Raw genomic sequence first — 14,431 nt, forward strand, 5'->3', positions numbered from 1 at the left:
TCATAAGTCCCTATCGTCTAGAGGCCTAGGACATCGCCCTTTCACGGCGGTAACCGGGGTTCGAATCCCCGTAGGGACGCCAAATTCAAAAAAGCCACTAAGTTATTTAGTGGCTTTTTTATTGCCTAAATTTTCATTCAAGCTATTTTAATCTTGTGTTTTTTGCTTTCTATCTCATTCCGATTAAAATAAGCCATAGATTAGAATTGTGGAGTTGCAATGCAATATCGTTGCCCAAAATGCCAAAGCCCTAAAATTATGCCCGTTGCTCAAGCAGGAAGCCCCGCTGCGCGACCTGTGGTACCTAAAAGTCTGGTCTTTTTAATTCCAGCCGTTTTTATCCTGTTGCTTTTAGTCTTGATTAGCATTGCCATGTGGATTTTCGGTGATGGTGCTGGCACTACCCTTCAAACTGCGACCGTGGTTGTGTTTGTCATCTGCTTGATTGCAGGCTTTATGTTTTACCGCGACCTTCCTGACTTTAAAATTTCCATGCAAGGCTTTATGCAATCCCAAAAGAAATGGAAATGTCGTGAATGCAATCACGAGTGGGAAATCTAAAAGTCTTTATATTTGTCATCTCCATTTCACATCAGCTACAGGCTTAACCCTAGTGCTGGTGTAAATCATGCTCATGATGTAAATGCTTCCCTTCATCTCCATGAGCATGGCTGTGTGAATGCGCTATACATTCATCATTTTCTATCTGTAGCGTCATTTCAGTAATGCCATGCTCATGGCTGAGCATTTCCAAAGCTTCACGATAAAGCTGGTTATGATCGGCCTGTGGTGCATATAAATGTACGGTCAGATGAATATTCTTGGAGCTAATTGCCCATACCTTCAATTGATGAATACTTTCAACATCTTTTAAGTTCAAAAGATCTTGACGTAATTTTTCAATATCAATTTCCTCTGGTACACCTTCCAGCAGTATATTGATACTCTGTTTCAGCAAGACCCAAGTGCGCGGCAATACCCACACCCCAATCAGTACTGCAATTAAGGTATCAACCCACATCCAACCAGTGAAATAAATAATCGCTGCGCCAATAATCACCCCTACTGATCCCAAAGCATCACTCAATACTTCCAGATAAGCGCCTTTTACATTCAAGCTTTGCTCAGAGCTGGAAAATAAGATGCGCATTGAAATCAGGTTAATTAGCAGCCCGATTACAGCAACAATGAGCATACCGATGCTTTGAATTTGAGGCGGTGTAGAAAAACGCTGATAGGCTTCATATAAAATATAAATGGCCACGATAAAAAGCATGGAGGCATTAAACAGGGCAGCTAAAATTTCAAAACGTTGATAGCCAAAAGTCCGCTTATTATCCGCAGGCATTTTCCCAATTTTAATCGCTACTAAAGCAATGGCTAAGGCAGCTGCATCGGTAAACATATGTGCAGCATCTGAAAGCAAGGCTAAACTTTGAGTAATAAAGCCAGCAACCACCTCAATGATTAAAAAAATCGTGGTGAGCATCAGAGCAAAAGTGAGCTTTTTGATATTGGCTTCAGTCACAACCGCATGACTATGATCATGACCATGATGTTCACTCATTGCTGGCTCCTGTTATATCCAAAGATTTTGCATTGATTGTTTTAAAGCATAGCAATCAATCATCGAGTTATAAAATTACGTTTTTCGAATTTATTATCAAAACAAAAAAACCAGCCCGCAGGCTGGTTTTTTATTCACATTAAAATCAGCAATTAACTGCCAATTTTTTTGTATTTAGTACGTTTTTGCACAGCTGCATCACCTAAACGTGCCAAACGATATGCTTCATATTCAGCATAGTTACCTTCATAGAATTCAGGCTGTTCGTTCTCAAATGACAAGATATGCGTTGCAATACGGTCTAGGAACCAACGGTCATGCGATACCACCATCACTGTACCCGGGAATACCAAAATGGCATCCTCAAGTGCACGTAAGGTTTCGATATCCAAGTCGTTCGATGGTTCATCGAGTAAGATCACGTTAGCGCCCATTTGCAGAATTTTCGCAAGTTGTAGACGGTTACGCTCACCACCAGATAACTCACCAACACGTTTTTGCTGATCTTGACCTTTAAAGTTAAAGCGACCGATATAAGCACGTGATGCGATTTCATAGTCACCGATACGCAAGATATCTAAACCGCCAGAAACTTCTTCCCAAACAGTTTTATTGTTATCTAAAGTGTCACGGATCTGACCCACATAAGCCACTTTAACCGATTCACCTAAGGTCACGGTACCAGTATCCGGTTGTTGTTCGCCAGTCATCATACGGAATAAGGTTGTTTTACCCGCACCGTTTGGACCAACAATACCGACAATCGCTGTTGCTGGCACAGTGAAGGTCAAATCTTTATACAGCAAGCGACCATCAAACGATTTGCTGATGCCTTCAACTTCTACAACCTTGTTACCTAAACGTGGACCAGGTGGAATGTAGATTTCAGAGGTTTCATTACGCTGTTGGAACTCACGTGAGTTAAGCTCTTCAAAACGCTCCATACGCGCTTTGTTTTTCTTTTGCTGGCCTTTGGCATTTGAGCGAACCCATTCAAGTTCTTTTTTCAATGCCTTAGCAAAAGATTCTTCTTGTTTATTTTCCTGCTCTAAACGGGCATTCTTTTGTTCCAACCAAGAAGAATAGTTACCTTGGTAAGGAATACCATGGCCACGGTCAAGCTCCAAAATCCACTCTGCAACGTTATCCAAGAAATAACGGTCATGGGTAATCGCAACGATGGTACCCGGGAAGTCTTTCAAGAAACGTTCTAACCAAGATACAGATTCTGCATCCAAATGGTTCGTCGGTTCATCAAGAAGTAACATGTCCGGCTTAGACAGCAATAAACGGCACAGTGCAACACGACGGCGTTCACCACCTGAAAGCAAGGTGACATCTGCATCCCAAGCTGGAAGGTTTAACGCAGCCGCAGCTTGATCCATTTGGTTGACAATGTTGTGTGCATCCCAAGAATGGATAATTGCTTCTAACTTCTCTTGCTCTTTTGCAAGTGCATCAAAGTCAGCATCTTCAGCTGCATATTCAGCGAAAACTTCATCTAAACGTGCAAGTGCATCAAGTGGTTCACGTAAGCCATCTTCAACGTTACCACGAACATCTTTTGCTGGGTCAAGTGGTGGTTCCTGCTCAAGGTAGCCGATTTTAATACCCGGTTGAGCACGCGCTTCACCTGAGAAATCTTTATCTACGCCAGCCATAATACGAAGCAAGGTTGATTTACCTGCACCGTTTAAACCAAGCACACCAATTTTTGCACCTGGAAAGAATGATAAAGAGATGTCTTTCAAGATTTCGCGCTTAGGCGGAACCATCTTAGACACACGGTTCATCGTGTAAATATATTGGGCCACGTAGGACTCCTCTATAGAAAAAGCAACATTCGCAAGCGAACGACAGCCGCAGGCGAACAGATATTTGGCGGGCATTATACGATGAATGTGCCAAAAAAATAAGATATAGCTTTCATCCTCAATAGATTGTTACAACTAAAGACGAGTTTATTTTTTAAACATGATTTTGCAAACTCATGTTGCCGCAGTTTTGCTGAAAATCTTTTAGCTTTATAAATAAATAAGATATTCATGTCTATAAATATGCGGTTTTATTAATATTCATAAATGCTATATTGATGAAAATTAACTCACGAAGATGACGTAAACATGACTTATAAAGATGAAACATTGGCCATTCATGCCGGCTATAGCCCGGAGCCGACTACAAAAGCTGTCGCAGTACCTATTTATCAGACCACATCTTATGCCTTTGACAACACTCAACATGGGGCTGATCTCTTCGATTTAAAGGTTCAGGGCAATATCTATACCCGAATTATGAACCCGACCACCGCAGTTTTAGAGCAACGTCTGGCGGCGCTCGAAGGCGGCATTGGGGCTTTGGCGCTCGCATCTGGCATGTCAGCCATTACCTACGCCATTCAAACCATTGCCGAAGCTGGTGACAATATTGCTTCAGTGTCCACCTTATATGGCGGTACCTATAATCTGTTTGCTCACACTTTGCCTAAACAGGGCATTGAAGTGCGTTTCTTCGATTATCAAAATCCGGAAGCCTTACGAGGCTTAATTGATGACAAAACCAAACTGGTATTTGTCGAATCGATTGGTAATCCACTGGGCAATATTATTGACCTCGAAGCCATTTCCAAAATTGCCCATGAATATGGGGTACCAGTGATTGTCGACAACACTGTTGCCACCCCTGCACTGCTCAAACCTTTTGAACATGGGGCCGACATTGTGGTGCATTCCCTGACCAAATATATTGGCGGACATGGTAATTCCATTGGCGGTGCAATTGTTGACAGCGGTAAATTTCCCTGGGGCCAATATCCTGAGCGCTTTAAAGTCTTGAATACGCCTGATCCAAGTTATCATGGGGTCAATTATGTAGAAGCTTTGGGTGCTGCAGCGTATATCGCACGTGCCCGTGTCGTACCGCTACGCAATACCGGCGCAGCCATTAGTCCACTGAGTGTTTTTCTGATCCTGCAAGGTCTGGAAACTTTAAGTCTACGTATGGAACGCCACACCGAAAATGCGCAAAAGGTAGCCGAATATTTACAGCAGCACCCCAAAGTCCAATGGGTCAATTATGCCGGACTCAAAGACCACCCTCAGCATGCTTTGGCACAAAAATATGTGAAAGGTAAACCATCTGCCATCCTGTCTTTTGGCGTGCAAGATGGCCGGGAAGGCGGAACCCGTTTTATTGATGCCCTACAGCTCTTCACCCGACTGGTGAATATTGGGGATGCTAAAAGTCTGGCTTGCCACCCTGCCACCACCACCCACCGTCAATTGAATGAGGAAGAACTCAAATCTGCAGGAGTCAGTGTAGATATGGTCCGTTTATCCGTGGGGATTGAACATATAGATGATTTGATTGCTGACTTGGAACAAGCGCTGGCTCAAGTTTAAATCTTTTATATTTCAATACATTTCAGCCTTCTTCCCGATGCGAAGAAGGCTTGAGAGGAGCCTTCATCTTTCTTGTTATTTCTCTTGGTTTTATTTTAAATTCATGGTAAAAATCAAATTACAGGTAGAACAATAATAGAGCAAATACTCTAATTATATTTGTAAATTCAACAACTTATCTATAGCTTTTTTTTAAACATCCGCTATTATTGACTACTCCAGAATAGCTCAAATTCCCCAATATTTTGAGCCCTAGAATCAATTAAAAAAACATAATCTAGAATTTCATTAAGCCAGGAAAATATTGTGAATTCAAAACTAGAGAAACTTTTTCAGAATCGAGTTAACGGAAAAATCGTCTTAATCACTGGTGCATCTAGTGGTATCGGTTTGACTGTTGCACATAGGCTTGCCGATGCCGGTGCTCATGTTCTGCTCGTGGCTCGCACCAAAGACACACTCGATCAAGTCAAACAAGAAATTGAAGCCAAAGGCGGAAAAGCCTCCGTTTTTCCATGTGATTTAAATGACATGGAATCTATTGATGAAGTATCAAAACAAATTTTAGCCTCTGTCGATCATATTGATATCCTGATTAACAATGCAGGGCGTTCAATTCGTCGTGCAGTGCATGAATCAACCGATCGTTTCCATGATTTTGAACGTACCATGCAGCTGAATTACTTCGGTGCCATTCGTTTGGTCATGAATATCCTGCCGCAAATGATGGTACGTCGTGATGGTCATATCATTAACATCAGCTCGATTGGTGTATTGGCCAATGCAACACGCTTCTCGGCTTATGTCGCATCTAAAGCAGCACTAGATGCCTTTAGCCGCTGTCTTTCTGCTGAAGTGCATTCACATAAAATTGCCATTACTTCAGTCTATATGCCGTTGGTACGCACCCCGATGATTGCGCCAACCAAAATTTATAAATATGTGCCCACCTTATCTCCTGAGCAGGCATCAGATTTAATTGCCTATGCAATTGTCAAACGTCCGAAGAAAGTAGCGACCAACCTTGGACGACTGGCTTCAATCACCTATTCGATTGCACCAGACATTAATAACAAATTGATGTCAATTGGTTATAACCTGTTCCCAAGTTCTTCTGCTTCGGTAGGTCAGCCACAAAAACTGAATTGGGTGCAAAAAGCGTATGCACGTTTGTTCCCAGGTGAACATTGGTAAGATTATGCAATACGAAAGCCAGTCAATAGACTGGTTTTTTTATGCTATAAACATCCTTAACTTTTTTTTGCTTTTAGATTTTTATGCGGATTGCTGCTCTCATTTTCCAATATAGCTGTTTTGCCTTTGCTCTTTTTCTTTGCTATCAAGTCGGTACTGCTATATACCTGCAAGATTATAAATTGATGGATATCGTCAGTGATATCGGTACGATTCTAATTTGTATCGATTTAGGCATGTTCCTGTATTTCAATAAATCTTTAACAGCACTGAAGATGAAAGTAGCGTCTCAACAGCCTGCTGTTCAGGTTTCAATTATCGAGAACATAACACGTAAGTTGGGTCATTTGGGTATTATTCTGATTATCTGTAGCTGGATTGTGCCAATCATTAATTCATAAAGATCAAATAAAAAAACCTCCCGATTGGGAGGTTTTCTTTTAGCGACTAAAGATTATTTAGAACCTTTAATCCCGGCTTGAAGTAATAACGCACCCAAACCACCAATTTTATTTTCTTGGGGTTTATTCGCTTGAGGTTTTTTATGACCTTGTGGGCGGTCACCTTGCGGACGTGCATGCTGTGGACGTTTACCTTGAGGCTTACGTTCACCGCGTTGTTCATTCTGAGCATTGTCACGGCGTGGCTGGCGTGGTGCTTTAGCAGGTGCTTCTGAACCTTCAGGACGCATAGACAGGTTCACACGGTTACGTTCAGCGTCCACAGTTAATACACGCACCTGAACGATTTGACCCGGTTTCACCACTTTATGCGGATCAGAGACAAACTCGTTTGCCAGTTCAGAAATATGCACTAAACCGTCTTGGTGTACGCCTACATCCACAAATGCGCCGAAGTTGGTGACATTGGTGATTACGCCTTCCAGCTGCATGCCTTCAGTCAATTGCGACACTTCAGTGATGTCTTCACGGAACTTCGCAGTACGGAATTCCGGACGCGGGTCACGACCCGGTTTTTCAAGTTCAGACAATACATCTTGAATGGTTGGCAAACCAAACTGGTCATTAGCAAATTCTTCTGCATTCACTTGGCGAATGATTTCAGAATTACCAATAATATCTTTTACGGTCGTTGCTTTGGCTTCGACAATTTTGTTTACCAAGCCATAAGATTCTGGGTGAACTGCAGATGCATCTAATGGCTCAGAACCGTCTTGAATACGCAAGAAACCAGCTGCCTGTTCAAAAGTACGCTCGCCTAAACGTGGTACTTTTTTCAAATCTTGACGACTGTCAAAACGGCCATTTTCCTTACGGAAGTCAACAATTTGCTGTGCAATCGATTTGTTCAAACCTGCGATATAACCCAAAATTGCTGAAGATGCGGTATTCACATCTACACCGACCGAGTTCACACAGTCTTCCACTACTGCTTCTAATGTTTTCGCCAAACCAGTTTGGTTCACGTCATGTTGGTACTGACCCACACCAATCGATTTTGGATCAATTTTTACAAGTTCCGCCAATGGATCTTGTAAACGACGTGCAATCGATACGGCTCCACGAATTGAAACATCCAGTTCAGGAAGCTCTTGTGATGCCAATTCAGATGCCGAATAGACTGATGCACCGGCCTCAGATACGGAAACACGAGTCAATTTCAGGTCGCTATTGGCCGCCATCATTTCAGCAACCACAGCTTCAGTTTCACGACTTGCAGTCCCGTTACCAATCGCGATCAAATCAACATTGAATTCACGGCAAAGACGCGCAAGTTCAGCAATCGAACCCTCTTTATCTTCTTTTGGTGCAAACGGATAAATGGTGCTATGTGCAAGCACATCGCCAGAAGCATTCACTACAGCCAGTTTCACCCCGGTACGGATACCTGGGTCTACACCTAAGGTACAACGAGCACCAGCAGGAGCAGAAAGCAATAAATGACGCAGGTTTTCTGCAAATACGTCCATCGCTTCTGCTTCAGCAGCCAAGCGTTTTTCAGTCAATAATGAATGTTCGATTTGTGGACGAACTTTACCTAACCAGAACAGTTTTGCAGTTTGCTTCAAGTAATCTTGACGGCTTTGCGGTTGAACTGTTTCCAGACTGTATTCAGTTTCGATACGGTTCAATGGAAGTTCATCTTCACCATCGACTTTTAAGCCCAAGACATTTTCCTGACGGCCGCGAAGCATCGCCAACAAACGATGTGAAGGGACTTTATTCAGGTTTTCAGAGAAATCGAAGTAATCACGGAATTTTTTACCAACTTCTTTTTTCTCTTCACTTGCAACTAAGCTTTTAAGCGTTGCAGTTTTTGCAAAGGTCGCTTTTAACTCAGTTGTGAGTGCAATATTTTGTGCCCAGTCATCAATCAGAATGTGCTGGATCGCATCCAGTTGGCTTTCCGCATCTGGATAATCTTCATGACTAAAGCCCGCTAACGCTTCAGCAGGGTCAACTTGTTCATTAAAGATTTTTTCAGCGACAGGCCCCAAGCCAGCTTCTTTGGCTTTAAAAGATTTGCTGGTACGTTTAGGACGGTACGGTGCGTAAAGTTCTTCTAAAGCATTCTTGGTTTCAGCAGCATTTACACGTGCCAACAAATCATCTGACAATTTATTTTGTTCTTTCAGCGATTCGATTACTTTTTCACGGCGTTCAAATAAATCACGTAGATACGATAAACGGGTGTCGAGTTGGCGTAACTGGGTATCGTCCAAGCCTTGCGTTACTTCTTTACGGTAACGTGCGATAAATGGAACGCTGGCACCTTCATCAATCAGTTTGATGGCAGCTTCTACTTGATTTGGACGTACGGCAATTTCTTTTGCTAACTGCTGAACTAAGTCAGTCATCGTGTTTGATCCCACAAGGATAAGTACTAAATTGCATGATTATAAAGACCAAGCCCATAAAATCCACAATTGTTTTGATTAAATTTATAAGTGGTCAATATTGCCAATCCAGCTCTTTTTCATAATTTGCTCTAAAATTAGGTGATAAGTAGATTTTTAACCTAGATATTCAGCATGATAAGCGCTAATTTAGATGTATACATTTGGTATCTATGTCTTGATTTTATCTGCAATATTTGTTGCTTTAGAGCATAGCAAACAGATACCAATGAATCGTATACTCAAGAGCATCCGAACTTTTGTTTACGATGACAATAAAGAATAAGGAGCACATCATGAGTTTAGTGGTACCTGCTGAAAAAACAGATCCAGTACAAACCGAAACTGATCGCGTCGAACGCATACTCGTTGTGGATGATGATGTGCGATTACGTACGTTGTTGCAGCGCTTTTTAGAAGATAAAGGCTTCGTGGTCAAAACGGCACACGATGCGACACAAATGGATCGTTTATTGCAGCGCGAACTTTTCTCCCTGATCGTGCTCGATTTCATGCTTCCAGTAGAAGATGGCTTGAGTATTTGCCGTCGTTTACGCCAGTCGAATATTGATACCCCAATTATCATGCTCACTGCACGCGGCAGCGATTCAGACCGTATTGCCGGGCTAGAAGCAGGTGCAGATGATTACCTGCCTAAACCGTTTAATCCGAATGAGCTGCTGGCGCGTATTCGTGCGGTTTTACGTCGTCAGGTACGTGAAGTTCCGGGTGCGCCAAGCCAGCAGATGGAAGTCGTGAGTTTTGGCCCATGGTCACTAGATTTATCTACCCGTACCCTCACCCGTGAAGGTCAGGTGGTGACTTTGACTACAGGTGAATTCGCGGTACTGAAAGCCTTGGTACAACATCCACGTGAACCATTGACTCGCGACAAGCTGATGAATCTGGCACGTGGCCGTGAATGGGGGGCTATGGAACGTTCTATCGATGTTCAGGTATCACGTTTACGTCGTCTGGTGGAAGAAAACCCTGCCCGCGCACGTTATATCCAAACTGTTTGGGGCGTGGGTTATGTGTTTGTTCCAGATGGCGCGGAATAAGTTTAAGCAAAGATTAATGTCACTAACACGACGGAGTCTTTTCATTAAACCTGATAGATATGCAATAACCTGCGGTTCGCCTTACTTTTGTTTCGGCAAAAGTAAGCAAAACCATTGTCATCCGCAAAACTCGTCCATTTTCTGCACGTAAATGAAATCATCGCAGAAACTTTATATATTAAAAAGCTCCTGCCTCAAACAGTTGCGGATGACCTGAGCGCGTATCGGACATGGTTTATTGTTCTAATACTTTAAATTTTGCTCTAGGATCATGCGTGAAACTCGAACCTATCGACCCACAAAAATTTACTGATTACGTCGCTTACTCAGAAAAAAAGAGAACTCGCTGGAATCGTTTTCTCGACAAAATTAAGCCACGCTCAGCTGCAATGCGTACCACAGTGCTCGTGTTATTCATTGTATTTTTCAGTTTATTTATGTCGTTGTGGTTCTTCTGGCGTACGCTTTACTTACCGGAAATTCAGCAACACGCACGCTACCTAGGTGTTGAGCTGGAAATCATCAACAACCCCGATTTACGGATTTTCCATAACGATGCCGAAGTGGACGTTGATACCTGGTTAAAAAACCGAGTCGGCATTGAATACATTACCGATCCTAAAGAATATCCAAGTGTACGTGACAAGGTCATTGCCGAGTTTTTTACCAATCAGATTGAAAAAGCACTCGCCAAAGAACTGAAAGTTGAAAATGTCACCGTATATTTCCAGTTTAAACCCAGCCCACGTATTTGGATTCAAACTCCTGAAATGAAGGGCCACTGGGTACGTGAACCGTTAAAAACCTATGCCAACTATAGCCCAGAACTGGTATTTGGCTGGTTATTGGGTGTCCCCCTCATTGCCGCTGCCATCATTTTAACTCTGGTTCGCCAGTTAAACCGCCCGCTACGCCGTTTGCAAAATGCAGCGAACAGCTACAGTAAAACAGGGTCTGCGCCCTATTTGGAAACCAATCATGGCCCACAGGAAATTCGTGAAGTCAACCAGGCATTTAATCACATGATTTATACCCTGGATCAGACTGAACGCGATCGTCGGATTATGTTGGCAGGCATTTCTCACGACTTGCGCACGCCCCTTACCCGCATTCGTTTAAGCGCGGAAATGATGCCCGATGAAGACTTTTTGAAAGAAGGTCTGATTTATGATGTGGAAGATATGGATGCTATTCTGAATCAGTTCATCTCATATATGCGTGATGGTTCTGATGAGGAACTGCAAGATACTGATCTGAATATGCTGCTACAAGAATTGGTGATTCAGTTCAAACCCTTGAAGATTCTTTTTAAAGCACAGGAAATTCCAAATATTCAGGCTCGTAGCCAGTCATTGAAACGTCTGATTGGCAATCTGATCAACAATTCCAAACGTTATGGCGCCGAACCAATTGAACTGTCAGCCAAAGTTGAAAATGAACATATTCTGATTAGTGTAGCTGACAATGGCGAAGGCATTCCTGAAGACCAGATTGAAGACCTGATGCAGCCGTTTGTTCGCGGAAATGAAGCACGTACTATTCAAGGTAGTGGTTTAGGTTTGGCCATTGTGAAACGTATTGTCGATATGCACCAAGGCAAACTCACGATTCATAATCGCCCTCAAGGCGGCTTAGAAGCACTTATTTCTTTACCTATTTTTCATGATCAAACGGAGGAGAACATTCAGCACAGCACTTTAGGGAAAATCAAACAAACTTTGACTGAACACTTTTAACAATTGATCAAATAAGCAACAAACAGTTTTGTTTAAGGATTAATCTATTAATTTTTAGATGATTAAAATCAGCAATTTAAAATCCATAAAAAATACTTATACCCACATTTTTTCAAAAAATTAGACCTTAGCCTAACAGGCATGCACAATTTATTTATGGGACGGTACAATCCGTCTAGTTTTGAACAAGAATTGAGCGTAAACCATGTCTTTAGATCGTATTCGTTTAGCGTCACTTCATGACAAAGTCATGAGCGCAGAACAAGCTGCTACTTTTATCCAAGATGGTATGACTGTAGGTATGAGTGGATTTACTCGTGCAGGTGAAGCAAAAGCTGTTCCTCTAGCACTTGTAAAACAAGCTCAAACTAATCCTTTGAAAATTACCTTAATCACAGGCGCAAGTCTGGGTAACGACTTAGATAAAAAATTAACTGAAGCTGGTGTACTTGCTCGTCGTTTACCGTTCCAAGTGGATAGTACTTTACGTAAAGCCATTAACAAAGGCGAAGTCATGTTCATCGATCAGCATTTGTCTGAAACTGTTGAACAAATGCGTAACCAACAATTGAAAAAGCCAGATGTAGCAGTAATTGAAGCTGTTGCCATTACTGAAGATGGCGGCATCATTCCGACCACTTCTGTAGGTAACTCTGCAAGCTTTGCTATTTTTGCTGAAAAAGTAATTGTTGAAATCAACACCAATTTAAGCCCGGCATTTGAAGGCTTGCACGATATCTATATCCCAACCTATCGTCCAACACGTCAAGCAATTCCATTGACGCATGTAGATCAACGTATTGGTACTGCTGCAATCAATATCGATCCTGCTAAAATTGTCGGTATCGTATTCAACAATGAATATCACGACTCTCCATCAACTGTGACTGAACCAGATGATGAAACTCAAGGTATTGCCAACCACCTGATCGCTTTCTTTGAACAAGAAGTGGCTGCTGGTCGTTTACCAAAAGATTTAGGACCATTACAGGCAGGTATCGGTTCAATTGCCAATGCCGTATTGACTGGTCTGAAAGAATCAAACTTCGAAGATCTAGTGATGTACTCTGAAGTACTTCAAGACTGTACGTTCGAATTGATCGATGCCGGCAAAATGAAATTTGCTTCAGGTTCTTCAATTACCCTTTCTGCTAAATATGGCGAAAAAGTATTTAACAACCTTGAACAATACAAAGACAAACTTGTACTTCGTCCACAAGAAATTTCGAACCACCCTGAATTGGTGCGTCGTTTAGGTATTATTGGTATCAACACTGCATTAGAGTTTGATATTTACGGTAACGTAAACTCAACTCACGTTTGCGGTACCAAAATGATGAACGGTATTGGTGGTTCAGGTGACTTCGCACGTAATGCTCACTTGGCAATCTTCGTGACTAAATCAATCGCAAAAGGCGGCGACATTTCTTCTGTTGTGCCATTTGCATCTCACGTTGACCATGCAGAACACGACGTTGATATCCTTGTAACTGAACAGGGTCTTGCTGACTTACGTGGTTTAGCGCCGCGTGAACGTGCTCGTGCGATTATCGACAACTGTGCGCACCCAATGTACCGTGATGCCTTGAATGACTACTTTGATCGTGCATGTGCAAAAGGCGGTCAAACTCCACACATCTTGCGTGAAGCATTGTCTTGGCACTCTAACTTTGAAGAGCAAGGTCATATGCTTGCTGTTCAGGCTGAAGCTAAAAGTGCTTAATTGCCCGACTGTGGCATAGTATTAAAAAAGCGTACTCCGGTACGCTTTTTTTAATTTAGCAACGCTACCTGCATGATAAAAAACAACGCTCAGCTAACACTAAAAGTGATTTCAAAATCATCATTTCCTTAGCGCCTATAAACGTTGTTCAACCGCTTGACGATTTTGCTTTTTAATTTTTTCCATTTGCGCATTTAAGTCTAAGACCTGCTTATATAGGTCATTAAACGGCTTGATCGGCTGGTCCTGATAAAACATAAACCTCTGGTTCTTTTTCTCCCATTTATTATTTTTAAGAATCTGGAATAAGGCATCGGCCTTATCTAAAACCAGAAGTTCCAAGGCAAATAAGGCGTGGGTCTGATCGCTATCCCGGCTTTCACGCAAGCTATCGGTTAACTGACGTCTCAAATGCGATTTAATGGATAACTGTTTGGCCCGAGCCAAAGTGTTTTCTTCACGTTGCGCGCTTTGCTCTTGATACTGGGCTGCAAGCAAATGTGCTTGGCGCAGCATCTGTTCCGTTTCTACATATTTCTGCTGGCGGTCTTTGTCTAAGCGGTCGATATTTAAAAACTGATCCCAGTGTATTGCCTTAAGCTCACGCAAATAGGCATTTCGTGCTTCTGCATTTTGAATCATTTCGCTCAGCACAAAGTCAGCCATCACCTTATAATCACCCTGCAAACGATGATCCGATACATTGATATTGATCGGCTTTGACCATTCCTGAGCTTGCTGATAAATCAGTTCAGCTTTTTCATACAATACCGTTTGGTATTGATGCACCTGACTGAGCTCTTGTTGTTGTTCGGAATATTGATAAAACATCCAGCCAAATACAGTACATGTCGCCAATCCTAAGATAAGAAAAATCCTGGGCATATCAGAC

Annotated in this window: 11 protein-coding genes and 1 tRNA gene; 8 read left to right on the forward strand and 4 right to left on the reverse strand. The window is 42.3% G+C overall.

Annotated features, from left to right (window positions below; translation table 11 throughout):
* The first annotated feature begins 6 nt into the window (after nucleotides 1–6).
* Both FB6_RS01635 and FB6_RS01640 read left to right on the forward strand, forming a co-directional pair.
* A tRNA-Glu gene (locus FB6_RS01635) sits at nucleotides 7–82 on the forward strand.
* A 137-nt stretch (nucleotides 83–219) separates the two neighbouring features.
* Nucleotides 220–561, forward strand: coding sequence for a hypothetical protein (locus FB6_RS01640; RefSeq protein ID WP_174558332.1), 342 nt, complete (start codon nucleotides 220–222; stop codon nucleotides 559–561).
* A 49-nt stretch (nucleotides 562–610) separates the two neighbouring features.
* Here the strand turns inward: FB6_RS01640 and FB6_RS01645 are convergent, their stop codons facing one another.
* Together FB6_RS01645 and ettA are read right to left on the reverse strand one after the other, a co-directional pair.
* Entirely contained in the window at nucleotides 611–1,567 is a 957-nt protein-coding gene (locus FB6_RS01645) for a cation diffusion facilitator family transporter (protein WP_174558333.1), read from the reverse strand.
* A gap of 152 nt (nucleotides 1,568–1,719) precedes the next feature.
* Nucleotides 1,720–3,381, reverse strand: coding sequence for an energy-dependent translational throttle protein EttA (gene ettA, locus FB6_RS01650; RefSeq protein ID WP_174558334.1), 1,662 nt, complete (start codon nucleotides 3,379–3,381; stop codon nucleotides 1,720–1,722).
* Between the two features lie 309 nt (nucleotides 3,382–3,690).
* Here ettA and FB6_RS01655 point away from each other — a divergent pair, with 309 nt between their 5' ends.
* The 3 genes from FB6_RS01655 to FB6_RS01665 all read left to right on the forward strand — a co-directional run bounded on the left by FB6_RS01655 (nucleotide 3,691) and on the right by FB6_RS01665 (nucleotide 6,563).
* Complete coding sequence (locus tag FB6_RS01655) at nucleotides 3,691–4,968, forward strand: O-acetylhomoserine aminocarboxypropyltransferase/cysteine synthase family protein (RefSeq protein ID WP_174558335.1); 1,278 nt, start codon at nucleotides 3,691–3,693, stop codon at nucleotides 4,966–4,968.
* Between the two features lie 306 nt (nucleotides 4,969–5,274).
* A complete protein-coding gene (locus FB6_RS01660) occupies nucleotides 5,275–6,162 on the forward strand; it encodes an SDR family NAD(P)-dependent oxidoreductase (RefSeq protein ID WP_174558336.1) in 888 nt (295 codons plus the stop codon).
* Between the two features lie 83 nt (nucleotides 6,163–6,245).
* A complete protein-coding gene (locus FB6_RS01665; RefSeq protein WP_174558337.1) occupies nucleotides 6,246–6,563 on the forward strand; it encodes a hypothetical protein in 318 nt (105 codons plus the stop codon).
* A 53-nt stretch (nucleotides 6,564–6,616) separates the two neighbouring features.
* Here the strand turns inward: FB6_RS01665 and FB6_RS01670 are convergent, their stop codons facing one another.
* Entirely contained in the window at nucleotides 6,617–8,980 is a 2,364-nt protein-coding gene (locus tag FB6_RS01670) for a Tex family protein (protein ID WP_174558338.1), read from the reverse strand.
* A gap of 335 nt (nucleotides 8,981–9,315) precedes the next feature.
* Between FB6_RS01670 and ompR the strand changes: the two genes are divergently transcribed.
* The 3 genes from ompR (at nucleotide 9,316) to FB6_RS01685 (ending at nucleotide 13,539) form a co-directional block, all read left to right on the forward strand.
* Nucleotides 9,316–10,080 (forward strand): osmolarity response regulator transcription factor OmpR, encoded by a 765-nt coding sequence (gene ompR, locus FB6_RS01675; RefSeq protein ID WP_086174583.1) that lies wholly within the window; start codon nucleotides 9,316–9,318, stop codon nucleotides 10,078–10,080.
* 275 nt (nucleotides 10,081–10,355) lie between these two features.
* Entirely contained in the window at nucleotides 10,356–11,816 is a 1,461-nt protein-coding gene (locus FB6_RS01680; protein ID WP_174558339.1) for an ATP-binding protein, read from the forward strand.
* A 205-nt stretch (nucleotides 11,817–12,021) separates the two neighbouring features.
* Entirely contained in the window at nucleotides 12,022–13,539 is a 1,518-nt protein-coding gene (locus FB6_RS01685; RefSeq protein WP_174558340.1) for an acetyl-CoA hydrolase/transferase family protein, read from the forward strand.
* A gap of 135 nt (nucleotides 13,540–13,674) precedes the next feature.
* Here the strand turns inward: FB6_RS01685 and FB6_RS01690 are convergent, their stop codons facing one another.
* On the reverse strand, nucleotides 13,675–14,424 hold the full coding sequence (locus tag FB6_RS01690) for a hypothetical protein (RefSeq protein WP_174558341.1): 750 nt from the start codon (nucleotides 14,422–14,424) through the stop codon (nucleotides 13,675–13,677).
* Nucleotides 14,425–14,431: the final 7 nt, after the last annotated feature.

This window comes from Acinetobacter bouvetii (genome assembly GCF_902753875.1).
GTDB classification, from domain to species: Bacteria; Pseudomonadota; Gammaproteobacteria; order Pseudomonadales; family Moraxellaceae; genus Acinetobacter; species Acinetobacter bouvetii_A.

Bases quoted from the DNA above. Each gene is read 5' to 3' on its own strand.
- FB6_RS01690 (WP_174558341.1), bottom strand. From the start codon at position 14,424: ATGCCCAGGATTTTTCTTATCTTAGGATTGGCGACATGTACTGTATTT.
- FB6_RS01655 (WP_174558335.1), top strand. From the start codon at position 3,691: ATGACTTATAAAGATGAAACATTGGCCATTCATGCCGGCTATAGCCCG.
- FB6_RS01685 (WP_174558340.1), top strand. From the start codon at position 12,022: ATGTCTTTAGATCGTATTCGTTTAGCGTCACTTCATGACAAAGTCATG.
- FB6_RS01640 (WP_174558332.1), top strand. From the start codon at position 220: ATGCAATATCGTTGCCCAAAATGCCAAAGCCCTAAAATTATGCCCGTT.
- FB6_RS01670 (WP_174558338.1), bottom strand. From the start codon at position 8,980: ATGACTGACTTAGTTCAGCAGTTAGCAAAAGAAATTGCCGTACGTCCA.
- FB6_RS01645 (WP_174558333.1), bottom strand. From the start codon at position 1,567: ATGAGTGAACATCATGGTCATGATCATAGTCATGCGGTTGTGACTGAA.
- FB6_RS01665 (WP_174558337.1), top strand. From the start codon at position 6,246: ATGCGGATTGCTGCTCTCATTTTCCAATATAGCTGTTTTGCCTTTGCT.
- ompR (WP_086174583.1), top strand. From the start codon at position 9,316: ATGAGTTTAGTGGTACCTGCTGAAAAAACAGATCCAGTACAAACCGAA.